23 protein-coding genes are annotated in these 21,892 nt (G+C 36.2%); 9 read left to right on the top strand and 14 right to left on the bottom strand.

The window, feature by feature from the left end; genetic code table 11:
• Nucleotides 1-94 precede the first annotated feature (94 nt).
• The gene (locus H1P_RS06915; RefSeq protein WP_144865455.1) at nucleotides 95-403 is read left to right on the top strand and encodes a DUF6679 family protein; all 309 of its coding nucleotides are present in this window, start codon (nucleotides 95-97) and stop codon (nucleotides 401-403) included.
• A 592-nt stretch (nucleotides 404-995) separates the two neighbouring features.
• On the opposite strand, the gene H1P_RS06910 is transcribed toward H1P_RS06915, so the two are convergent.
• A complete protein-coding gene (locus H1P_RS06910) occupies nucleotides 996-1,289 on the bottom strand; it encodes a ferredoxin (protein ID WP_144865453.1) in 294 nt (97 codons plus the stop codon).
• A 518-nt stretch (nucleotides 1,290-1,807) separates the two neighbouring features.
• Here H1P_RS06910 and H1P_RS06905 point away from each other — a divergent pair.
• A complete protein-coding gene (locus H1P_RS06905) occupies nucleotides 1,808-2,782 on the top strand; it encodes a Gfo/Idh/MocA family protein (protein ID WP_144865451.1) in 975 nt (324 codons plus the stop codon).
• Between the two features lie 509 nt (nucleotides 2,783-3,291).
• Here H1P_RS06905 and H1P_RS06900 read toward each other — a convergent pair.
• From H1P_RS06900 to H1P_RS06870, 7 genes are all read right to left on the bottom strand, one after another.
• On the bottom strand, nucleotides 3,292-3,672 hold the full coding sequence (locus H1P_RS06900) for a hypothetical protein (protein ID WP_144865449.1): 381 nt from the start codon (nucleotides 3,670-3,672) through the stop codon (nucleotides 3,292-3,294).
• A gap of 26 nt (nucleotides 3,673-3,698) precedes the next feature.
• Nucleotides 3,699-4,034: a hypothetical protein gene (locus tag H1P_RS06895; protein ID WP_144865447.1), complete on the bottom strand. Its 336-nt coding sequence runs from the start codon at nucleotides 4,032-4,034 to the stop codon at nucleotides 3,699-3,701.
• 240 nt (nucleotides 4,035-4,274) lie between these two features.
• Nucleotides 4,275-4,616, bottom strand: a complete 342-nt coding sequence (locus tag H1P_RS06890) for a hypothetical protein (protein ID WP_144865445.1) — start codon at nucleotides 4,614-4,616, stop codon at nucleotides 4,275-4,277.
• Nucleotides 4,617-5,042: 426 nt separating this feature from the next.
• Nucleotides 5,043-6,614, bottom strand: coding sequence for a hypothetical protein (locus tag H1P_RS06885; RefSeq protein ID WP_144865443.1), 1,572 nt, complete (start codon nucleotides 6,612-6,614; stop codon nucleotides 5,043-5,045).
• Between the two features lie 318 nt (nucleotides 6,615-6,932).
• Entirely contained in the window at nucleotides 6,933-7,184 is a 252-nt protein-coding gene (locus H1P_RS06880; protein WP_144865441.1) for a MoaD/ThiS family protein, read from the bottom strand.
• 382 nt (nucleotides 7,185-7,566) lie between these two features.
• Entirely contained in the window at nucleotides 7,567-8,517 is a 951-nt protein-coding gene (gene era / locus H1P_RS06875) for a GTPase Era (protein WP_144865438.1), read from the bottom strand.
• Between the two features lie 102 nt (nucleotides 8,518-8,619).
• Nucleotides 8,620-9,066 carry a pentapeptide repeat-containing protein gene (locus H1P_RS06870; protein ID WP_144865436.1) on the bottom strand — a complete coding sequence of 149 codons (447 nt, stop codon included), beginning with the start codon at nucleotides 9,064-9,066 and terminating at the stop codon, nucleotides 8,620-8,622.
• Nucleotides 9,067-9,202: 136 nt separating this feature from the next.
• On the opposite strand from H1P_RS06870, the gene H1P_RS06865 reads away from it, so the two are divergent.
• The 4 genes from H1P_RS06865 to H1P_RS06850 all read left to right on the top strand — a co-directional run bounded on the left by H1P_RS06865 (nucleotide 9,203) and on the right by H1P_RS06850 (nucleotide 13,579).
• Complete coding sequence (locus tag H1P_RS06865) at nucleotides 9,203-9,682, top strand: YraN family protein (RefSeq protein ID WP_144865433.1); 480 nt, start codon at nucleotides 9,203-9,205, stop codon at nucleotides 9,680-9,682.
• Between the two features lie 83 nt (nucleotides 9,683-9,765).
• Nucleotides 9,766-11,391, top strand: a complete 1,626-nt coding sequence (locus H1P_RS06860; protein WP_144865430.1) for a DUF3352 domain-containing protein — start codon at nucleotides 9,766-9,768, stop codon at nucleotides 11,389-11,391.
• Between the two features lie 212 nt (nucleotides 11,392-11,603).
• Entirely contained in the window at nucleotides 11,604-12,287 is a 684-nt protein-coding gene (rppA, locus tag H1P_RS06855) for a two-component system response regulator RppA (protein WP_144865429.1), read from the top strand.
• A gap of 233 nt (nucleotides 12,288-12,520) precedes the next feature.
• Nucleotides 12,521-13,579 carry a peptidylprolyl isomerase gene (locus H1P_RS06850; protein ID WP_144865427.1) on the top strand — a complete coding sequence of 353 codons (1,059 nt, stop codon included), beginning with the start codon at nucleotides 12,521-12,523 and terminating at the stop codon, nucleotides 13,577-13,579.
• A 289-nt stretch (nucleotides 13,580-13,868) separates the two neighbouring features.
• Here H1P_RS06850 and H1P_RS06845 read toward each other — a convergent pair whose 3' ends face one another.
• The gene (locus H1P_RS06845; protein ID WP_186375872.1) at nucleotides 13,869-15,353 is read right to left on the bottom strand and encodes a UDP-N-acetylmuramoyl-L-alanyl-D-glutamate--2,6-diaminopimelate ligase; all 1,485 of its coding nucleotides are present in this window, start codon (nucleotides 15,351-15,353) and stop codon (nucleotides 13,869-13,871) included.
• Nucleotides 15,354-15,405: 52 nt separating this feature from the next.
• Nucleotides 15,406-15,666, bottom strand: a complete 261-nt coding sequence (locus H1P_RS06840) for a glutaredoxin family protein (RefSeq protein WP_144865423.1) — start codon at nucleotides 15,664-15,666, stop codon at nucleotides 15,406-15,408.
• Nucleotides 15,667-16,107: 441 nt separating this feature from the next.
• Here H1P_RS06840 and H1P_RS06835 point away from each other — a divergent pair, with 441 nt between their 5' ends.
• Nucleotides 16,108-16,350, top strand: a complete 243-nt coding sequence (locus H1P_RS06835) for a hypothetical protein (protein ID WP_144865421.1) — start codon at nucleotides 16,108-16,110, stop codon at nucleotides 16,348-16,350.
• Between the two features lie 332 nt (nucleotides 16,351-16,682).
• Here the strand turns inward: H1P_RS06835 and lpxA are convergent, their stop codons facing one another.
• From lpxA to H1P_RS06815, 4 genes are all read right to left on the bottom strand, one after another.
• The gene (lpxA, locus tag H1P_RS06830) at nucleotides 16,683-17,483 is read right to left on the bottom strand and encodes an acyl-ACP--UDP-N-acetylglucosamine O-acyltransferase (RefSeq protein WP_144865419.1); all 801 of its coding nucleotides are present in this window, start codon (nucleotides 17,481-17,483) and stop codon (nucleotides 16,683-16,685) included.
• 112 nt (nucleotides 17,484-17,595) lie between these two features.
• A complete protein-coding gene (gene fabZ, locus H1P_RS06825) occupies nucleotides 17,596-18,033 on the bottom strand; it encodes a 3-hydroxyacyl-ACP dehydratase FabZ (protein ID WP_144865417.1) in 438 nt (145 codons plus the stop codon).
• 115 nt (nucleotides 18,034-18,148) lie between these two features.
• Complete coding sequence (gene lpxC / locus H1P_RS06820) at nucleotides 18,149-18,976, bottom strand: UDP-3-O-acyl-N-acetylglucosamine deacetylase (protein WP_186375870.1); 828 nt, start codon at nucleotides 18,974-18,976, stop codon at nucleotides 18,149-18,151.
• Nucleotides 18,977-19,118: 142 nt separating this feature from the next.
• Nucleotides 19,119-20,102: a tyrosine-type recombinase/integrase gene (locus H1P_RS06815; RefSeq protein WP_144865481.1), complete on the bottom strand. Its 984-nt coding sequence runs from the start codon at nucleotides 20,100-20,102 to the stop codon at nucleotides 19,119-19,121.
• A gap of 233 nt (nucleotides 20,103-20,335) precedes the next feature.
• On the opposite strand from H1P_RS06815, the gene H1P_RS06810 reads away from it, so the two are divergent.
• Both H1P_RS06810 and H1P_RS06805 read left to right on the top strand, forming a co-directional pair.
• A complete protein-coding gene (locus tag H1P_RS06810; protein WP_144865415.1) occupies nucleotides 20,336-21,334 on the top strand; it encodes an alpha/beta hydrolase family protein in 999 nt (332 codons plus the stop codon).
• 25 nt (nucleotides 21,335-21,359) lie between these two features.
• Nucleotides 21,360-21,892, top strand: a 533-nt coding sequence (locus tag H1P_RS06805) for a CocE/NonD family hydrolase (RefSeq protein ID WP_144865413.1), incomplete at its 3' end; no start/stop codon positions are given.

Here is a 21,892-nt window from a genome sequence, read left to right as displayed (position 1 = left end):
TGGCAAAGAATTATGTCACAATAAATATATATAGTGAGTAAATCACAAGTTTGATTCAATTTCGAGGATTTTTACTCATAGTTAGGAGAAGCCCATGTTACACCGCAAGATTTATCAACTATATCAAGACGGTCATGATGTTTGTATCTTCTTGCGGGATCAGCAACGATGGATTGATAATGGTAAGATTGTCGATTTTGAAGGCGATCTTGTCACTATTCGTTACGAAACCGAAGAAGACGACGAAATTAGTTCCTGGGAAGAAATGGTTCGCTTAGAAAGCATTGGCTCTGTAATGAGAAAATTAGCCTCTGTATCTAAGGTTAATTCCGAAATTGCGATCTCTGATGACTGTCCCGAAGCAGAGCAAATACGTCCCCAATCGCCTGAAACAGATGTTTAGTAATGGTTAGAGCTCGATGATTTTCAACCTAGTAAGACTAAGACCTTCTTGTGCCGATGTTTCCTTGCTCTAGGAAACGCGCACTCTTGTTATTTTTTAGTTGTTAATCGCTGATTAACTCAGGTAAAAGCTATGGGGATAATTTCCCAAATATCATGCCAACTCAAGCTGTAATGGAAACATTACCAATCAACCACATTCCAGATAAACTATCGAGCATTTAACTTTGTCAAGGTTAGAGCAACTAATTAAGATATTGTTCAAAAAAAGCTGTCCCAATAGAAATGACAATTATTTGTAACGAGGGTATGTTTACCTGAAGGCAATTACAACACAACTAACAAAATAGGCGTTGCATAGTTGCGGGATTATTTTTAAATTATCGGCTTTAAAATCTTCCTTATTCGTTGTCTAGATTCTGTTACTTGCTACCTCGCGCGTTCGCGATTCTGACGGAAACTACGTTTCGTGGTCGCTCCTCTACATGAAGCACTTGCCACTTTTGCCCCACCATCTCATAACGGGTGCAACACCACAAAACAATAAAGACGCTACTCATAAAGCAACGTCTCCACAGTTAAAAGTTTTAATCTTAGTAAAGTTCTTCTTCTTGGTGAGTAACAATAGTACAATCAGAAGTAGGATAAGCTACACAAGTTAAAACATAGCCAGCTTCGATTTGGTCATCATCTAAGAAAGACTGATCGGATTGGTCTACACCACCAGACTCGATTTTACCAGCACAGGTAGAACAAGCACCCGCACGACAAGAGTATGGAAGGTCTAAACCTTGTTCTTCAGCAACGTCAAGAATGTACTCATCTTCGGGTACTTCAATAGTTTCTGAACCATCGGGGGTTTTTAGGGTTACATTATAAGTTGCCATTTTGTGACTCCTCTATTTTTATAAGTGAAACGGCAGTTAGTGTTCTGTAATTTGAAGGAATCAAGATCAAAGCTTTATCTTTTCCAGTTATGTTGGAAATAGATCGAATACTTTTTCTACTGCTTCCATTTTTGATACTAAGCGAAAAACTTCCCAAGTATGTCGTGCATTAGTAATGAGATTCTTAATCTAACTTAAAATAAGTTTTATTTATACTATGAGCAAGAGCCTAAATTCTGATATTTTTAGTAAAGGAATAGCTTGTAATCACCTATTCACAGTTATTTAGCAAGTTGAACTCTGGTGAAAATTTTGATTTATTTTCTTGAGAAATAACTATTAGTTATAGTTATACCTATTATTGATGAATTGTACTTAGATGTTGACATTTTCCCAACGCTAGAGGCTAAGAATTCCCAAGACTCACGACTTAATACTAAAAAAACGTAAAAACCCTAATTATAAGGACGGCGTTTCCTTCCGCTAATGTAGCAGGAAGTCTCTACGCCGAAGAAAAGATGAAAACATTGAAAATTGGCATAGTAGGTACAGGATATGCTGCAAAAAAAAGAGCGGAAGCTATCAGCGAAGATACAAGGGCTATTCTGGTTAGTGTGACGGGAAATAGCCCAGAGAGAATTCAGGAGTTTGCTAGTAGTTACTCTGTTTCTGCGGTAGATTCTTGGCAGAGGCTGGTTGGTCAAGCTGAATTAGATTTAATAATTGTTTGTACTGTCAATCGAGATCATGGTGCGATCGCTCGTGCTGCGCTACAATCAGATAAACACGTTATAGTAGAATACCCTTTGGCTCTTAACTATACAGAAGCATTAGAAATTATTGCTCTAGCCAAAGAAAAGCAAAAATTACTCCACATTGAACACATGGAAATTATTGGTGGTTTACACCAAGCCATCAGGGAGTATTTACCACAAATAGGAAATATTTTTTACGCTCGTTACAACACTATTGCACCCCAAAGAGATGTTCCTCGTAATTGGAAATATCATAAAGAAATGTTTGGTTTTCCTTTAAATGCTGCTTTGTCTAGAGTTCATCGCTTAACCGATTTATTTGGTGAAGTAGAGAAGGTATTTTGTCAAAATCGCTATTGGAATCTTGAGGGAACTGATTACTTTACTGCTTGTTTATGTAATGCTCAGTTGAATTTTACTAACGGTATTGTGGCAGAAATCACTTATGGTAAAGGAGATATTTTTTGGTGGGGACATCGCACTTTTGAAATTCACGGCGATCGAGGTACATTATTATTTGAAGGGGAAAAAGGGACTTTCATTAAAGGCAAAGAAAGAACTCCAATTCCTGTTACCAGCCGTCGTGGTTTGTTTGCGAAAGATACCACAATGGTTTTAAATCACTTATTTGATAATAAAGGTCTTTACGTCCAACCCTCTGCAAGTCTTTATGCAACCAAAGTAGCTAATGCTGCTTGTCAATCTGCGAAAATAGGTCAACCCGTAAGGGTTGATTAGGTAATAAGCATAACAAGAGGTCAAGAGCTTTTTTCTAATAGAAAATAATTTGTTAAGTAAACTAATTATGCAGAACATCCACAAAAAGTGAGTCACGATCTCATCAAGAGGTATATAAAAACTGAAAAAATCACAGGAGTATATCGCAGTTTTTTAAAAATAAAATCTATTCTCAAAAGTCACTCTCTGACTTAGTTTAGAGATAAAATGACAAGAAAAAGCCAATGTCAGGATTAAATTAAATTACTGCGCTTTTCATACTCGTTGTCCACAATCAAATTTTAAAAAGCTTAGAGCTTAGAGCTTGGAAGCTCCGAACTAACTAATTAAAAACGGAGTCTATCCAACTGAAAACGGCTGTAAATTGAGTAGAAACTAAATGAAGCATGGAACTAAATACTAAACTCCAAACCATCATCATCGATTCATCGATTAGATAGAATAAAGCTATTGATAAAGTGCCATGCTCCTAGGAATTGATTAATTGCTCTTACAACAAGATAAGGCTATTATCTCAAATTATCGGCTGGATTGTAGACATCAATTTGAGGATTGGTTTCAACTTGAACCGTTGACCCCCCTGCTCCAGTATCATCTTCGCTACCTTGAGAGCGATGACGAACTGTCCGTTCTTGACGCACTCGACCATTACCACCCACGTTACCTTGTACTCCTGTAGTTACGCTGGAATTTCCCCGACAATCTCCATCACTCTGCATATCTACATCATTGCTACGTTCTGTTGGTTCTTTTGAGCCACTAATATTGTATTGAACTCCTACATCAGCCTGTACGCATTGCGCCAAAGCGGAATTAGTCACAGAAGAGGCGACGACCATGAGAAAGCTAGAAAAAGATAACAAGCTCAGATAATATCCTGTCAATTTCATTAATGACCTCCCAAAAATTGCGTTGTTTAGCGACAAGTACTTGTAGAAACACTACTTTCCTCGGTATGTCCATTAGTTGTGGTGGTTTGCGTAGACCGTTGGTAAGTGCTGCTGGTACAATTGCTGCTACTTCGGTGACGGTTGAAATAATTCCAGGGCTGCCACCAGGGAGTAGAGCGACGATCTTGTTCTTGTTCGGTTAGCTCGACCCGATTGCTACCAGTATCTACAGAAATTTGACCATCTTGCTCGGTTCTAATTTTGACATCTCCAGCTTCGACATCAATCTCGCCACCATGGGCTTTTACAGGTGACAAGAAAGCCAAGATAACGAAAACGAAAATTAGCTTTTTAAATTGCATTAGTTGAATCCTCAACTTTTTAAGATTTAGAAAGAAAGGAGAAAATGTGTTGGTCTCAAGAGCCAAAAATCTACTCAATTTACTCAGTAGTGCAATGGCGGAGACTGCGGGAAAGATTGTCGCAGCAGATAGAGCAACATCCCTCCTTTCTCTCTAAAATTGTAAGACAGTGCTTAATTGAGAGAGCTAACCTTGACTGAAATCACTCTCCTTGTGGCACGCAAATACCGTTTTGTTCTATTAGCGGTCGCGACGCTGGCGGATATTGGTACGCTGGTCGGTATTTTGGGCGCAGACATTATCTTCCCCTAACTGATCGCAGAATTGATCGTTGGTTTGCACAACACCAGTACTGTCGTCGTCATAACGACGGTATCCATCGCGAGAATTGCGGATTCGGCTCTCTTGATTAGAATTTTGGACAGAAGTGTTTCCCTCTCCAGTGTTGATCGACTCTTGGCGAGACTCTTGTATAATTGCCTCATCTGCTCTGACTGGGAGAGCAATAGCCCCTAAAGCAGAAATGGCAAGCAAGCCAACGATGAGTCTTTTTGTTCCGATAGCGAATGTTTGAGTGTTCATAACTTTTAATATTCTCTATGAAAATCCAAATTAACCTTGTCAAAAAACTAGATGTATTTTCTAGCTTGATAACAATGATTGATCAAAAAAAAACAAAAAGTCGATAGGGTTAAAGAATATTTATGAAACAAATCCCTCAGTAATATCCAGAATGAAAGGAATTGAGAATAAATTAAAATAAAATTAAAGAAGCTAGATCGAGAAGGAAAATCTTCTTAAGCAGTTTGCATTATTTCTTTAGGTAAAGTTACTTATCTGCGTTCATAACTAATAAGTAGTAAGTAACAAATAATAAGCAAGACCTCTGCCATAATCCGCGAGGATTCAGAACAGGAACTATGGGAACTTTTTTTGTTCTTTAGCGTCTACCAAGACTTATATAAAAGATACTGGATACATGAAGAGCTAAGGTAAATAATCTGTAATTTATTGTTTAAATATTTTTTGGATTTTTTGATGAGATTTTTTTAATTCATCAACTTTTTCTCGATCTGTATTGATATCTTGTTTGATTTCATGTAATTTTTGCGTAGCTGATTGAATAATATTAGTGATTTGATCTTGATAGTCTTGGTTAATGTCATCTAAAGCGATCGCAATTTCTTGGACTAAGTTATCAGTAAGAAAACGTACTAAAAATTGATATTTAGCATCAACAATTCTTTTGAGTTCTTTAGTTTGTTGTCTTAGTCTAATGCTTTTAGTATCTTGTCCTGTAATTAGGTTAATAATTTGTACCAATAACAAAATAAAGCCAAATAAACGTTCGGTTAATAAATAAATAATTGTTCCAATACTGACCGCAACTAATAAACGAAACCAAGTACTTTGGGCATAATGATAATCAAAATCGATCTTACTATTGTTTTCTAAAGCTGATAAACAGATATAGTTTTCTGATTGTAATTGGGGTTTTATTTGAGGTTGAGAAATAGTAGCTTCTGGGGATAAATTAGCTAGAGGTTGTATTTCTAACTGTAATTGCTGTTGTAATCGGTTTAATCCTCCATCGTTATACTGAGAGTTTATGTTATGCCACTCTGAATCCAACCAAGTTTCTAATGATTGCTGGCAAATCTCCATCACGTATGTGTGAATTGCTTGAGTATTATTATTGTGTTTTAGTAACAGACATAAATAAGTTTTTTGTTTTCCTTGCTGGCTGATTACCTCTGCATCTTGAATCGCATTTTGTACTCTATACATCAAGCTATCGCTGAAAAAAGGATTAACTAGATTTAGTTTATTTTGATGGTTGTTTTGCTTGAATACTCTTAGATGATTTTGAGCTAGGCGATTACAGCGATGAAATAGTTGATTGATAATTTGTTGTATTTGATCGGGATTTTTCCCTGATAAGTATAAGTCTTTGCTTTGTTGAATTTGTTGCCAAGTTATCTTTTTATTTGTTTCAAAATAATGATTAATAGTTTGTATAGTATCTTGTTTGAATTCTAATAATTTACAAGATATGCTTTGATTTAATAAAGGAGCGAAGAAAGAATGATATCGTTCGACTATATTATTGTTGTCTAGAACGTTTAAGACATTTAATTTTGTTTGATATTTTTTAGCTAAATTGAAATCATTATTTTGTTTAAGGGTATTTTGTTTTACTATAATACCTAGGGATATTTCAGATGCGATCGCTTTTTTTATTAAACGATCTTCTTGAGATGTTATAGATTTTGTAGAGTCTAAAACCAGTAAGAGCAAATCACAATTTTGAAGGATTTTATTAATTGAGGCAGATATAGTAATGTTAGTAACTGAATAGTTTTTTGGCTTGCTTTCTAAACTATTTTTTTTTACTATATCGATTATTTTTGGCTGTTCGCAAACTATAGTTACTTTAATCTGATAATTAGCAATTTTTTCTTGTATTAATTTAAGCTCGTTGATTAATTCTATGTAAGGTTCATGTTTCTCGATTTTTTGAGATAAATATTTGATAGCTTGGGTTAATTGATTTATAAAATTGTTATCTACTAATCCCATCTAATTTTGTCTAATAAATAATTGATTAAATTAAGTAGAGCGACTTTACTTCACAAGCAATAAGCAATAAATAACTCAATAACTCTGCCTTAAAAAGTAAGGATTGTTCAACAAGGTGATTGCATAAGCTGGGGAAACCTCTAATGAGAAGCAATTGGCTTTGTACTATCTTCGGGCTTTTACTTATTACTTATTATTTATTACTCATCACTCATCACCTTAGTGCCGTTGGGCTTGATAATTAAACTAAAAATAAAATTTACCGTACTACCGCATCCCACCATAATGCTTTACCGAGATTTATTAATTCACATCTACTTAACCTCCACTTACAGGAGGAATCAACACAACTTCATCCCCATTATTAAGTAACGTATTACCTTGAACAAACTCTAAATTAACTCCAAAACGAGTAACTTCGCGCCATTGTTTTAATTCTGGCTTTTCTTGTAATATTTTGTCTAAGACCTCACTTACTGTAACAGGAGTAGCGAAATCAAAAATTAACTCTGGTTTATCATAAGCTTCTTGATAAGCAGCAAAAAGTTTGACAGTAATTTTCATAGACATAATTTAAGAAGTAAAAATACCAAACGAGGAAGTTTTGAAGTAGCCCTAAAGGATTTCTATCACGGATACCGCTTCCGCCTTAGGACTCGCTACGCATCGCGCGACCGAAGGAAGTCCTTTAGGGCATAAGCTTTGCGTCACACATAGCAAGTAGAGACGTGATATATGAGGGTCTGTCTTTTGAGCGTGAGGGATGCTGGTGTACCCTGTGCTTATCCAATCACGCTGTTGAGGTCTCCTCAAAAGGAGGACGCGATGTGGTGGTTGAATTCCTAATTTCAGCCGTCCGTCTTGTACGCGGAGTCGCGTCTGGATGGTAGTAAGTAATTAAGTTAAAAGTCAGAAGTTTTTGTTTTTATAAGCGAAAATAATTCACTAATAACTAATCTTCAACACGATAACCAAATTCAGCTAAACGCAATCTAGATTGTCGCCATTTTGGTTCTACTTTAACAAATAGCTCTAAATAAACATCTCCTGCAATTAGCTTTTGAATTTGCTTTCTTGCTTCTGTGCCAATTTGTTTTAGCATGCTACCTTTTTTGCCAATAAGAATTCCTTTTTGAGAACCTCGTTCGACATTAATTGCAGCAAACACTTTAGTTATTTTAGGATTTTCTTCAACTTTTTCAATAGCAATAGCTACAGAATGAGGAATTTCTTGGCGAGTTAATAATAATATTTGTTCCCTAATTAATTCTGCCATAATAAAACGTTCTGGCTGATCGGTTACTAAATCGGGAGGATAGTAATAAGGCCCTGTTTCGAGCTTTTCTACTATCATATTTTGTAAGGTTTCTGTCCCTTTTCCTGTAATAGCAGAAAACTTAACTGTAGACCATTGTTGATTAGCTACTAAATCCAAGTAACTATCATCAAGATCGTGATAACTTTCTGGTTGTAAATCTTGTTTATTAAGACCAACAATTACAGGAGTTTTTGTTTTATTTAAAAGCTCTATAATAAAGCGATCGCCACCTCCTGAAGGGCTAGAACTATCAACCACAAAAACTACCAAATCTACTGAATTTATAGCTAATTGAGCATTTTTTACTAAAACTCTTCCTAGTTCATGGTGAGGCTTATGTATCCCAGGAGTATCAACAAAAATAATTTGAGCTTCAGGGGTAGTTAAGATTCCTTGAAGTCGGTTACGGGTTGTTTGAGCAACAGGAGAAGTAATCGCAACTTTTTGTCCAATTAGCTTATTCATTAAGGTGGATTTTCCCACATTTGGTCTACCAATAATCCCGACAAAACCCGATCTAAAATTGTCAGGAGCAATAGGAATTGTTATTAGAGATTCGTTAATTATTGATGATGCATCAGTCATTTTTGTTATTGTTTGGTAGTTGGTAGTTATTGGTTGGTTGTCGGTAGTTAGTAGTTGGTTGTTAATAGTTATTTATTAATAACTGGTAACTCGTAACTTACATTACGGACAAAACAAAGTATCTTTAGTATCTCTTCCTGTTTCGGGATTTGTACCCGTAGCGATTTCGCATAACTTTTCTTCTGTGATCGGGCGCATTAATGCTCCAGAAAAATCAGCCCCTTCAATAACTGCTCCATCAAGCAAAACATTCGTCATATACGCACCTTCTAGAATCGCATTAGTTAAGTTAACGCGAGTCATACGAGTTGATTCTAAATCTGCATTTCTGAGGTTAGCCCCTTCAAGATTAGCCGAAGCTAGATTAGCTCCAAAAAAACGTACCCCTTGGGCATTTGCATAACTGAAGTCACTGCCACGTAAGTTACTATGGTCGAAGCTAGCATCAGTTAAGTCTTGATGAGAAAAATCATGCTCCATCAACGTTTGTTTACCATAATCAATGGCAACAGCATCAGGAATTGCGATCGCCATACTCAAGAAAGCCATTATTAAACTCAAGCATATTCTAACAGTAATTTTTCTTAAGGAAAGTGATTGTCTATTGTGAATAAATTTCATGTCATACTCCAAATTTTGCTAACTTTTATTTAATTAAATATTACTAAAAAAACAGTAGATTTTAATGACAACCAAAATTGGGGACTTAGGAGAGCAGTTAGTTAGTCAATGGCTACAGTCTAAATCCTACAGCATCTTACACCATAGCTGGCATTGCCGATGGGGAGAAGTGGACATTATTGCGGAAGATAAAACTAGCTCGACCTTAATTTTTGTCGAAGTTAAAACTCGTAGTATTTCTAATTGGGATACTGATGGATTAGAAGCAATTTCTCTCTCTAAGCAACAAAAAATTAGCCGTAGTGCAGCTTTATTTTTAGCAGAAAATTCTCAATATGTAGATTATTATATGCGCTTTGATGTGGCACTGGTCAACTATAAAAAGCAACGTAAACCAAAACAGCTAAAGATATCTATGGATAATTACGTGCCAGAAAATAGCCACAATAATCAAATATTACCACCCCAAATTATCACCGAGCTTAAAAATGGCTATATTTTGACAATTGTCAATTATTTAGAGAATGCTTTTGAGGAAAGTTAATCATAAATTTAAAAATATTATTGAAATTAAAGGCTATATTAGAAAAGATATTTTTATATTAATTATTAAACTAGATATAGATTATGAATTCTCAAAAATCAGGTTGCGGTTGCTTACCAATTATGGGATTAATTACCGCTTTGGCTATTGGTGGAGGGTATGTCTATCAAAAAGGTTGGCACCAATTATTATTTAGTCGTAGCTTAACTCCTTTAACAGGAGCAACAGTAATTCCTGATGAAGCGGTGATGACCAGCTTTATTTCTACTAACTCAAAACATTGGCAACAGTTAGAAAAATTAGGTATTGAACAAACCCCAAAAGTAATTGAACAAGTAACTACCGATATCGAAAAAGAGCTTAGTGCATCCAATATTAATTATCGAAACGATCTTGAATCTTGGTTAGGTAATGCAATGTTAGCTGTAGTTCCTGAAACGCAATCTCCAGGGGAACAAAATCTTTTAGTTGTTTTAGGAATCAAAAATCCAATTAATGCCTATAAATTCTTGAAAAAAGTTCAAAATAATGAAGGAGAAGCCTTAGAATCTGTTAACTATAAAGGCATCAAAATTAATCTTATAACCAACAGCCAGGGTAATCAAAATAATCTTGCATTATTGGGTAACAAAATAGTTATCTCCAATGAAACAGCAACAGTTAAACAAGCTATTGATACTTTTAAAGGTGAACCATCTTTTGCTAGTGATGCCGAAAATCAAGCAGTTCTTAAACAACCCTTAAAGCTTAAAAATAATTTAGTAAACGTATATCTTCCTAACTACGATCGCTTACTTGTAAGTAATCTTGAAGAGCCTGTATCTAAAGAAAAACTAGCTCATTTACAACCAGTAGAATCTGTAGTAGTAGGTATTGGTGTATCAGAAAAAGAATTAAAATTACAAAGTTTTACTACCCTAAACCCTAATCTTAAACTTCCCAAATATCAACCTGTAAAAAATAAAATAGCTAGCAATTTTCCCGAACAAACTATTGCTTTTATTAACAGTCAAGGAATTAATACATTTTGGACTACTCTAGTTACCATTAGCGAAGAGGATAAAGATTTTAAACAAGCTATTGATGGCATGAGAGTTTCTACCAGATGGCTTACAGGTTTAGATTTAGATGAAGACGTATTTGGCTGGATGGATGGAGAATTTGCCATAGGAATTGTCCCCACAAAACAAGTTATGATTCCTGAATTAAGCCTCAAGTCTGGTCTAGCATTTATCTTAGAAAGTAGCGATCGCGATACGGCAGAAAACACTTTAAATGCTATCAATAATCAATTACAACAACAGGTAGGACTTGTTTCTCAAACCAAGCAAATAAACAAGCAAACAGTAACTCAATTGTCTGTTCCTTATACTAATGTAGATGTATCTTATGGTTGGTTAGACAATAATAATTTACTATTAACCGTCGGAAATAATGTATTTGAATCTATGGATAGTTCTTCTACAAGTTCTCTCCAAAATAGCTCTAACTTTAAACAACTTGCTCAAAAATTTCCCAATAAAAACCTGAGCTATTTTTATCTTGATATGGAAAAAGCTTTAGCAGAAATCAAACAAATATCAGAGTTGTATCTTGATAATGATTCAGAATCAATGGTAATTTTAAATTCTATACAAAGCATCGGTTCAGTATCAAAAATGGCAGATGCTAATACCACGAAAACAGAACTTATTGTTTTATTTAAATAATAAAAATTAGTTATTAGTCAGAGATTACTCCGCCGTCCCCATTCGAGGATAAATGAAACGACGGAGCCTGCTCTGACCGTTGGTCTTGTTTCATTAGTCTTTTGTCTAAAATTATAAAATGAATGACTAAGCAGAGACAAGACAACATCTCACTTTATCTATGGCTGAAATGAGCCTAAAATGGGATCAATTATTCCGCGATTCCATAACCCATGAGTATTCTACTAGTAGATGATGAAACAGAATTAACTGAACCTTTATGCAAAATTCTTTCCCGCGAAGGCTATACCATAGATGTGGCTAATAATGGTAATACAGGAATTCGATTAGCTTTATCAAATAACTATGACTTATTAATACTTGATTGGATGCTACCACACAAATCTGGTTTAGAAATCTGTCAAGAATTACGTGTCAAAGGTTTAACAACTCCTGTGCTTTTTTTAACAGCAAAAGACACTATCGACGATCGTGTATTGGGTTTAGATGCAGGAGCAGATGATTATATAGTAAAACCCTTTGAATTGAGAGAACTCTTAGCCAGAGTAAGAGCCTTATTACGGCGAGGAATAACTCCAGAAAATACCGAAACTAACAAACTAAAAGTAGCAGATTTAGAACTAGACAAAGAAAATTATACAGCCTATCGTAACCAAAAAGCGATCGACTTATCAGAAAAAGAATTAGAGCTTTTAGAATACTTTATGGAAAATTCAGGGCAACTGTTAACCCATGAAGCAATCTATAATCATTTATGGCAAGATAGCGAACAGCCCAGTAGCAACGTATTAGCTGCTTTAGTTCGTTTACTGCGACGCAAAATAGAAATTAAAGGACAACCTGTTTTGATTCATACAGTCTATGGCAAAGGTTATCGTTTTGGATTGTCAGAATAAAATGAATTTATTTCCATATTTTTACATAATTTGCTCTGAAAAATTAATTAGTATTATTAGTATTATCCCTGAATAAAAAGGGTTGAGTCTATCTCTTTTTCCTTTATTATTACTTTGTACTTATTTTTTTTTGAGTGTCATCACTGACAATTTTAAAATTATAATTGTCAATTAAGATTTTTCACGGATAAGATTGAGCAGTACAATTATCAATCAAAAAATTAAAAAACATAATGTTTGAGAATTTGCCAAGACTCAACGGTACAGCACTAGTAGAATTAATCGTTGATGGCTCTTCTATCATCATCGAAGTTAATGGAAACGATGCACCCATTACTGCTGGTAATTTTGTTGATTTGGTAGAGCGCGGAGTTTATGATGGCGTAGCCTTTCATAGAGTTGTTGACGACTTTGTAGCTCAAGGAGGCGATCCTCAAAGTCTCGATCCTAATTTTCCCATCGATCGCTTGGGTGGTGGCGGTTTTATCGATCCTGCTACTGGAGAAAGACGGAGTATTCCTTTAGAAATCAAGTTAGAAGGAGATGAAGAACCTACTTACAGTACACAATTAGGTAGATTGGGAGGAAATGAAACTCCAGATGTCACACTAGAACACGATCGCGGTGCTGTGGCAATGGCTCGTTCTCAACCACCTGATTCGGCATCTTCTCAGTTTTATTTTGCTCTGGAGGAAGTATCTTTTCTAGATGGGGATTATGCCGTATTTGGTAATGTCACCGAGGGTTTAGATGTTGTCGATAGCATTGAGCAGGGCGATCGCTTTGAGGATGCAGAAGTAATTGATGGTCTAGAAAATCTTAATGCAATTGATTTATTCCGTTTGAGAAATACCAACTTTCCTACTGGAAATTATATTTATGTTAGTGCAACAGAAAGAGATAACATTCAAAGCGATCCCAATCTCAATCAAACTTTTGAGTTAGAAGGAAATGGAGAGCCTGCATTTAAAGCCAGTACTGAAGATGGAGATGATTTATCAGCTTTTTATCGCTTTCAAAGCATTGACGTTCCTGGTACTTACGTTTTTGCAGGAGAATCAGAACGGCAAAGCATTAACGAAAACTTCTCCGAATCTTTTGCTGAAGAAGGTTTAGCGTTTTATGTTTATGGTGCTGGGACAGGAGAAGGAATTGAATTTAACCGTTTCCAAAATAATATTAACAATACTTTCTTATTTGCAGGACCAGAGGAAACAGCAAATATTAATAGCGACTCCAATTTATCGGAAATTTTTACCGATCAAGGAGTCGCTTTTGAAGCATTAGTTTAAGAAACAAGCTAGCAAGTAATAAGTAGATTCCGTATTAAACAACGAGCCACGAGCTACGAGCAAAGAACAACTAACCACTAACCAATACTGTTCGGATAAGCCTCTTTTATTGATTGGTAGGGTTGGTAAAAGGTTAATGGGTAAAGGGAAAAGGAATGTAAAAATAACCTTTTCCCCTTCCCCTTTGTCCTTTCCCCTCACCTCACTCTCGCTCCAATAATTGTTAACCGAACAGTATTGAACCACTAACTACTTTACAGACGTTCTGATGGAACGTCTTTTCTAACTACTAACGATTATTCAAAGCATCTCTAGCTTGTTCGCGATCGTCAAAATGAATCTTTTCTGTACCCAAAATCTGATAATCTTCATGTCCTTTTCCTGCGATTAAAACTCCGTCTTTTGGTTGGGCATTACTAATTGCTTGAGCGATCGCTTTTGCTCGATCGCCGATTACTATAAATTCAGTATTTTCGGGAATTCCTGCAACCACATCATCTAAGATTTGTTGGGGGTTTTCCGTACGAGGGTTATCAGACGTAACCATTGCCACATCGGCTAATTCGGCTGCAATTTTACCCATGAGGGGGCGTTTTGTGCGATCGCGATCGCCTCCACAACCAAACACACAGATCATTCTACCCTTAATAAAAGGACGGGATGCCTTGAGCAGGTTTTCTAAACTATCAGGAGTGTGGGCATAATCCACAATTACTGTAATATCTTGCTCTTCGTTTACTTGTACCCGTTCCATTCTGCCAGGAACACCATTAAACTGGGGTAGGGTAGCAGCAATCACCGATAGCTTGACTCCTAAGTGTAAAGCTGTACCTGTAGCTGCCAATAAATTAGCTAAGTTAAACTGTCCCACCAACGGAGAAGTAAAAGGAATGTCTCCCTCTGGTGTATGTAAAGTACCACTTACCCCTGTAGCTTGATAATTAAGATCGCTGGTGTATAAATCTGCTTCAGAGTTATTAACGCTATAACTCCAAACTCGATCTTTACCTAGTTGCTCAATTAGTCTTTTTCCATACTCATCATCAAGATTAATAATCCCTTTACCCTGAAGATATTCCTTACTAAACAGTAAAGCTTTGGCTTGGAAATAATCTTCCATATCCTTGTGATAGTCAAGGTGATCTTGAGTCAAATTAGTAAACACACCCACCTCAAAACTACAGCCTTTAACTCTACCTTGTGCCAACGCATGAGAGCTAACTTCCATCACTGCACATTGACTCCCTGCTGATACCGTGGCAGCTAATTGAGACTGTAAATCCACTGCAAAAGGAGTGGTGTAAGTCGCAGTTTTTTGATAGCCTTGCCAACGAGTATAAAGAGTACCAAACAAAGCTGTAGCTAATTCAGACTGCAATAAAAAATACTCTATCAAATGAGTAGTGGTAGTCTTACCATTTGTGCCTGTAACCCCCACTAGATTGAGCTTCTTGGCAGGATAATCATAAAAAGCAGATGCCAACTCACCACAAGTAGCAATCATATCTTCAGTTTGAATTAAAAACTGATCTTCCTGGGGCGGTAGTTTAGTTGCAGCTTCAGGAGTTACTAAAGCAGCGATCGCTCCTGCTGTCACTGCACTCTGCCAAAATTCCCCACCATCTACCCTTGTACCAGGCATTCCGATAAACAAGTCTCCTGCTTGACAAGCTTGAGAATTAGTACACAATCGAGTCACTTCTCGATCTAGAGCCTGATGTTCGGTTACTGATTGAATGTTATCTACTAAGCTGAGTAATTCCCTTAGTTTCATCATAATTGCCCCAATCTTATCGCTTCTGTTTTAACTTTTTGTTTAGTTATCCTCAAATAACTAAATATTTCTGTAACATTTGCTCCAATTGTTTTACAGAAGCGCGAGGAGAAAGCCGAGGTAAGGGTTTTTCTGCGGTATCCAGTTTTTGTGTTAATACAGGTATCTCATACTGATAAGCATTAAACCATTCATCATTGGTGGTAATATCGCGAATCTCCAGATCGAAATCATATTTAGCCACCTGAGCCAATTTTTCTTGTAAGCCTTCGCAAAGATGACATCCTGGTTTGCTATATAAGATTAGTTGCATACATTTATTTATTATGGGTTTGGAGTTTAAAATTAATCAGTTTGTGTTGATTGTAGTCGTCTTTAATTGATTAGAGTAAATTTAAAGATTAACTGGTTTTATTGTTAATAGCTGATGGCAATCAAATCTACTGTAGCAAGTAGACATAGTATAATAGTAATTATGACCTAAGTGAATTAGTGGTGTAACAAAAGAGTGTATTAAGTATAATAAATTAAAGTAAAGGATACTTCATAATATTTAGACAATAATAAAAATGAAAAAACAAAGTATTAAATAATATTTAGACAAAAGTAACATTTTTTAAATTATTCAATAAATTTAAGAAGTTGAGCTAAAACTTGTGTAAATAATGCTTTAAAATAAATTCTATTCAGTAATAAATATCTGAATCATATTATTCATGTGATTTTTTTTAAACTAATTATTAAATTTATAATTATGAGCTTAATTTTATCATTTTTAGGATTTTTAATTACTTTTTTAGTTATCTATTTTAGCTCTAAAATTGAAGATGAGGTAGAAGCTCTAGTTACTAGATTACTTGCTGTTGTAATTTTTTTCTTGAGTCTTTTATTTAGTTCTTTATTAATTAAATTGACTATGTTAGGAATATTTCTTGTTATTTGTCCTTTCATAGGCGATCGTTTGAGTGTTTATTTTCATCATCAAATAAAGAAATAGGGGTAAAACTAGCCAGGCTGTCAATCGAAGGCAGAAGTTAAAAGGTGTGATAAACGTGAGCGGTTTCTTGTTTGGAGGGAGCTTGTATAGCAGTCGAAGTATTACCAGCAAGACAGTATGATAGGCGCTCAAAGCAATATTTGGCTCTGGAAATAAATCAACTGAAAGAAATGTTTTAGAGGCTTTAGAAAGCTACATCGAAGATTTAAGAATAGAGACTAAAGGAATTTTAAGAAAATTTTAAATTAAAAATGATTCTTATAAAGATTAACAATTAGCGATCGCATTATTCAAACTTTTCAATATTTCATTAAATACTAATATATACAGGCTTACTTACTTCCAGCGATCAAACCTCTTCTGCCATCAGCAATCGAAAGTTGAAGAAAATCTTTTAAATGTTGAATATATTGGGAATCAGCAATAGTTTCTAACTTAGAAATGGCAGTTTCTACAGGTAAGCCTTGACGATATAAAAGTTTGAAGGCTGTTCTTAATTGTTTAATTTCTGCGGTGGTTAAGCCTTTTCTTTTTAAACCAACCAAATTAAGCGATCGCACTCTGGCGGGATTATCGTTGGCCAACATATAGGGAGGAACATCACGAGTAATTTTGGTCATTCCTCCTACCATTGCCATGCGTCCGATATGAACAAACTGGTGGATGCCCAACACCCCACTGATAACAGCTTGAGATTCGATAGTAACGTGACCAGCCATTGCCACACTATTCGCAATAATAACTTGATTTTCAATGAGGCAATTATGAGCTACATGAGAGTATGCCATTAACAGATTGTCATTGCCGATAACAGTCGCTTCCCCTTCTGTTGTGGCTTTATTAATCGTGACGTATTCCCTGATTTTATTGCGATCTCCTATTTTAACTAGGCTATTTGCTCCTTCATACTTTAAGTCTTGGGGGTCTAGACCAATGGCAGCACCAGGAAAAATCTGATTATCTCTACCAATTTCTGTGCAACCATCGATTACTACATGAGAGCCTACTTTGGTGTTGGCACCTATTTTTACCTCCGCACCAATGATGGCATAAGGGTCTATCTGAACTGTGGGATGGAGTTCAGCGTCAGGATGGACAATCGCTGTCGGATGAATTAAGGAATTAGCGAACATTTAATTTGAGGAGAAAAGGTAATAGGTAATAAGTAATAGGAATAGGTAATAGGTCACAACTAACTATCAACAAATAACAATTAACCACGAATAACCAACCACCAACAATTAACTAATCAATCAAAGAAAACAGCATTTCTGCTTGTACTGCAAGTTGTCCATCTACCTCTCCTTTGCCCTGCATTTTGGCGATGCGGTTGCGTTTTAAGGATAAAAGTTCCACTGTCATAATTAATTGGTCGCCAGGAACAACAGGACGGCGGAAGCGGGCTTTATCAATTCCTGCAAAGGCAAAAAATTTACCTTTCAATTCAGGTATTTGCATCAAAATTGTTCCCCCTACCTGTGCCATTGATTCGATTTGTAGCACGCCAGGCATCAAAGGTCTTTCTGGTATATGCCCAGGGAAATAGGGTTCATTAAAGCTAACATTCTTAAGACCTACTGCTTTTTCTCCTGGGACTTGCTCAATAATGCGGTCTACCAAAGCAAAAGGATAACGATGGGGTAGTAGTTGATGAATTTGTTCGACGGTTAAAACAGGGGTCATACTTTAAGGAATGAGGAATGAGGAATGAGGAATGAGGAATGAGGAATGAGAAATGAGGGAGTTTTTAAGTAGTAAGTAGCAAGTAATTAAGGTCATGAGTAATAACAACGAACAACTAACTATTAACCATTAATAATTTTTTTGCTAGTTCAATATGTAATTTGTGGCTCGCTTTATAAGCAATAAAATGAGCTTGGGGAAATGAACCCAGTAAACTGAGATCTCCCACTAAGTCTAATAGTTTATGACGGGCTGGCTCATTCGTAAATCTCAATGGTGGATTTAACCAACCTTCATGGCTACAAACCAAAGCATTATCAAGGTTTCCTCCTTTAATTAAACCCGCTTGTTTTAATTGTTCTATTTGTTCGGCAAAACCAAAAGTGCGGGCGGGAGCGATTTCTGTGGCAAAATCTTCTGTTGTAGGATGCCAACTATGCCATTGATTAGCGATCGCTTTATAGGGAAAATCGATACCATAGGTAAAACGGGTTTCTGCTGCGGGTATGGCTGCGACAAAACTGTCCTGCTCTTGAATCACTATGGGAGAAAGAAGTTGCAGATCGGATAATTGAGGCTCATTTACTACCATTCCTGCTTTTTTAATTGCTTCTACCCAAACTTTTGCCGAACCATCCAATAGGGGAACTTCTGCACCATCTATTTCGATACAAGCATCATTAATGCCACTAGCGGATAAAGCAGCTAATAAATGTTCTACCGTTCTTACCTTGGCTTCTCCTGCTGCTAATTCTGTAGAAAGAGTAGTTTGACTGACAGCGTTAACAGTAGCAGGAATTTTTGGTTTATCTGGTAAATCTATACGAATAAAATATCTTCCTTTCCCTAATGATGCGGGAGTTACTTTTACTGTAGTAGTAATACCAGAATGTAACCCTACTCCTGATAATTCAAATGCTTGTTTGAGAATAGTATTCATCATTTATTATTTAACATTTAACATTTATCAATCAATACTGTAGAGATACGAAATAAGAGGTCTCTATCCACTAACTACTAACTAATGTACAGACATTTTGACAGAACGTCTCTACCCACTAACTACTAACTACTAACCAGTTAAATTAAATATCAATATCCAAATTCAAAGCAGGATTATTTTCCCATCTATCCCCTACATGAGCATAAATACAAGTAGTACGGGGGTCACTATGTCCTAGTAAATCTTGTACTTGGCGTAATTCTGCTCCCGATCTAAGTGCTAAAGTACCCGCAGTATGCCTTAAACTGTGGGCGGAAATAGTTCTCCCAGGATTGTGTTTTAAGTCTGCTTTATTGAGGTATTTATCCACAATTAATCTGATACCTCGCCGAGAAATTCTCTTACCTCCTGCACGATTTCCTACAGCAATAAAGAGAGGGCGATGGGGTCTGAGTTTTTCTCCTGTTGCTTCTCTTAACTTCAGATAAAAAACCAATACTTTGGCAATTTCTGGTGTTAAAGGAACTACCCGAATACTGCGCTTTCCTTCTACTCTAATACCGAGATTCTTTCCCTGCCTAACTAAACTAGAAATATCTGCTCGATGTAACTCAATGGTACGAGTTCCTTCTAATGCCATAATTGCAATAATAGCTCGATCTCTAGCACATTTTATTGAGCCATCTTCAGGAATTACTTGTAATAATTGATTAACTTCTTCGGTTTCTAAATAAGTTATTTTATCGGCAGGATCGCGTTTTTCTCTTGGTGGTTTAACACCTGCTGCGGGATTAATTCCCAGCAAACCTTTTTCTACAGCAGCTTGATAAAAACGTCTGACAACTGCTAATTTTAGAGCGATAGTAGCGGGTTTATATTGTTTAGTTTTAATCATCCACCGACGATAGCGTTTCACATCATCTTTGATCGCATCGGCAGGATGAATTTGATGTTTATCGCACCACTGAAGAAACTGTTGTAATTGACGGCGATAAGTTTTTAATGTGTCTGATGCTGCGTCTCCCGCACTAACATCTATATCTAAAAATTCAGCAAAAACTTCCAATAAATAATCTATGGAAACGGGAGTAATTATTGCTGTATTAGTATTATTTGTTGCCAGCATCATATTTTATATGAATTTCAGGTAATAATTTGGATATATGGTTATAAAATTGGCACAATCATAACATTTTTATTCCAGTTTCCCTTAATCTCAAGTATCTTTGGAGAACTAGAAGTGTCGCAAAAGTATTTATGGTGCAAGCAAGCCACAGTAAAATAATCTCAAGTCTTTAGTTTAAAAAAGCTCTTTATGAAATTATCTCAAATGCTGCAATGGATTAGTGGTAGAAAATTATGGGTGTCTTAAAGTTTAGACAATATGATGTTGCATCACAGAAGAATGGCGTTATTATCAAGCAGTCTGTCTGTCAGCCAAAACATCAAATATATGAGCAGTTTATTGAAAAACAGAAAAAAGCTTACTTATCGGAATTTGAATATGCTCAACAACGAGGTGTTGTCATGCAATCTTGGGAGCAACTTGTACCTTTTCTTCCAACCAAAGAAGAGTTTGAATTAAAAAGAGCTTATGTGGGTTTTGAATGTAAGCGTATCGAATATTGGAGTGATGGCTTAAAAGTTATCGGCTATATTTGGAAGCCCAAGAATACTGAAGGTAGAAAGCTACCACTAATTATTGTTAATCGAGGTGGAAGTCTCGAATTAGGAAAGTTAACTCCTAGACTGGGGTTAAGGTTTGGATTTTATAATTTTCTTAGCAACGGCTTTGTCGTAATAGGTTCGCAATACCGTGGTAATGATGGAGGTCAAGGAAAAGAAGAGTTTGGTGGTGCAGATATTCATGACGTTCTAAATTTAATTCCGCTTGCTAAATCTCTAGAATATATCGATACAAACAATATTTTTATGTTTGGTGCATCGCGTGGCGGAATGACGAGTTATTTGACTCTAAAACAGGGTATTAGTGTCAATGCTGTGGCAGTAATTGGTGGTTTGTCAGACCTCGAAGCCAATCTTAATACATTTCCCGAACTGCTCAATAGATGGCAAAAATTAATCCCCGATCTTAAAAAAAATCGTGGGTCATGTTTACGCGATCGCTCTGCTGTATACTGGTCAGATAAGCTTGATTCCCCAATTCTAATTTTACATGGCAGTGCCGATTGGCGATGTAACCTAGATAGCCAAGCTTTAGCATTGGCACAAAAGTTACAAGAATCTCAAAAATCACATCAATTAATCGTTTACGAAGGAGATGACCATTTCTTGTCATTTAATCGAGAAAATAGCGAGAAGAGAATTATTGAGTGGTTTAAATCTCATATGAAGTAAAAAGTTAGCTCCTTATTCGTTAATAATGCTGAAAATTCGTCAAGAAACTGCTTCGATGATTACCAGAGATGGTGTCAGGTTAGACGCAGCTATTTATCGCCCTGATACTCAAGAAGAGCTACCAATACTACTGATGAGACAGCCTTATGGAAAAGCGATCGCATCTACGGTGGTTTATGCTCATCCCATGTGGTATGCTGCCCAAGGGTATCTAGTGGTGATTCAAGATGTGCGGGGAAGAGGTACATCAGAAGGAGAATTCAAGCTTTTTGAAACAGAAATAACAGACGGGATTGATACGATTGATTGGGTATCCCAATTACCAGGAAGTACAGGTGATATTGGGATGTATGGTTTTTCCTATCAGGGAATGACGCAACTATATGCAGCTATGGGGAAGTCTTCTCGATTAAAGGCGATCTCACCTGCTATGGTAGGATACGATTTATACTCGGACTGGGCGTATGAAAACGGTGCGTTTTGTTTACAGGCTAACCTGGGTTGGGCGATTCAATTAGCAGCAGAAACAGCCAGACTAAATGGAGATGAAACGGCTTA

Origin of the sequence: Hyella patelloides LEGE 07179 (genome assembly GCF_900659865.1) — a bacterium.
Lineage (GTDB): Bacteria > Cyanobacteriota > Cyanobacteriia > Cyanobacteriales > Xenococcaceae > Hyella > Hyella patelloides.
Note: the sequence above shows the minus strand (reverse complement) of the source record. Positions and strands in the feature narration are given on the sequence as shown.

Bases quoted from the DNA above. Each gene is read 5' to 3' on its own strand.
- H1P_RS06915 (WP_144865455.1), top strand. From the start codon at position 95: ATGTTACACCGCAAGATTTATCAACTATATCAAGACGGTCATGATGTT.
- H1P_RS06910 (WP_144865453.1), bottom strand. From the start codon at position 1,289: ATGGCAACTTATAATGTAACCCTAAAAACCCCCGATGGTTCAGAAACT.
- H1P_RS06905 (WP_144865451.1), top strand. From the start codon at position 1,808: ATGAAAACATTGAAAATTGGCATAGTAGGTACAGGATATGCTGCAAAA.
- H1P_RS06900 (WP_144865449.1), bottom strand. From the start codon at position 3,672: ATGAAATTGACAGGATATTATCTGAGCTTGTTATCTTTTTCTAGCTTT.
- H1P_RS06895 (WP_144865447.1), bottom strand. From the start codon at position 4,034: ATGCAATTTAAAAAGCTAATTTTCGTTTTCGTTATCTTGGCTTTCTTG.
- H1P_RS06890 (WP_144865445.1), bottom strand. From the start codon at position 4,616: ATGAACACTCAAACATTCGCTATCGGAACAAAAAGACTCATCGTTGGC.
- H1P_RS06885 (WP_144865443.1), bottom strand. From the start codon at position 6,614: ATGGGATTAGTAGATAACAATTTTATAAATCAATTAACCCAAGCTATC.
- H1P_RS06880 (WP_144865441.1), bottom strand. From the start codon at position 7,184: ATGTCTATGAAAATTACTGTCAAACTTTTTGCTGCTTATCAAGAAGCT.
- era (WP_144865438.1), bottom strand. From the start codon at position 8,517: ATGACTGATGCATCATCAATAATTAACGAATCTCTAATAACAATTCCT.
- H1P_RS06870 (WP_144865436.1), bottom strand. From the start codon at position 9,066: ATGGCTTTCTTGAGTATGGCGATCGCAATTCCTGATGCTGTTGCCATT.
- H1P_RS06865 (WP_144865433.1), top strand. From the start codon at position 9,203: ATGACAACCAAAATTGGGGACTTAGGAGAGCAGTTAGTTAGTCAATGG.
- H1P_RS06860 (WP_144865430.1), top strand. From the start codon at position 9,766: ATGAATTCTCAAAAATCAGGTTGCGGTTGCTTACCAATTATGGGATTA.
- rppA (WP_144865429.1), top strand. From the start codon at position 11,604: ATGAGTATTCTACTAGTAGATGATGAAACAGAATTAACTGAACCTTTA.
- H1P_RS06850 (WP_144865427.1), top strand. From the start codon at position 12,521: ATGTTTGAGAATTTGCCAAGACTCAACGGTACAGCACTAGTAGAATTA.
- H1P_RS06845 (WP_186375872.1), bottom strand. From the start codon at position 15,353: ATGAAACTAAGGGAATTACTCAGCTTAGTAGATAACATTCAATCAGTA.
- H1P_RS06840 (WP_144865423.1), bottom strand. From the start codon at position 15,666: ATGCAACTAATCTTATATAGCAAACCAGGATGTCATCTTTGCGAAGGC.
- H1P_RS06835 (WP_144865421.1), top strand. From the start codon at position 16,108: ATGAGCTTAATTTTATCATTTTTAGGATTTTTAATTACTTTTTTAGTT.
- lpxA (WP_144865419.1), bottom strand. From the start codon at position 17,483: ATGTTCGCTAATTCCTTAATTCATCCGACAGCGATTGTCCATCCTGAC.
- fabZ (WP_144865417.1), bottom strand. From the start codon at position 18,033: ATGACCCCTGTTTTAACCGTCGAACAAATTCATCAACTACTACCCCAT.
- lpxC (WP_186375870.1), bottom strand. From the start codon at position 18,976: ATGATGAATACTATTCTCAAACAAGCATTTGAATTATCAGGAGTAGGG.
- H1P_RS06815 (WP_144865481.1), bottom strand. From the start codon at position 20,102: ATGCTGGCAACAAATAATACTAATACAGCAATAATTACTCCCGTTTCC.
- H1P_RS06810 (WP_144865415.1), top strand. From the start codon at position 20,336: ATGGGTGTCTTAAAGTTTAGACAATATGATGTTGCATCACAGAAGAAT.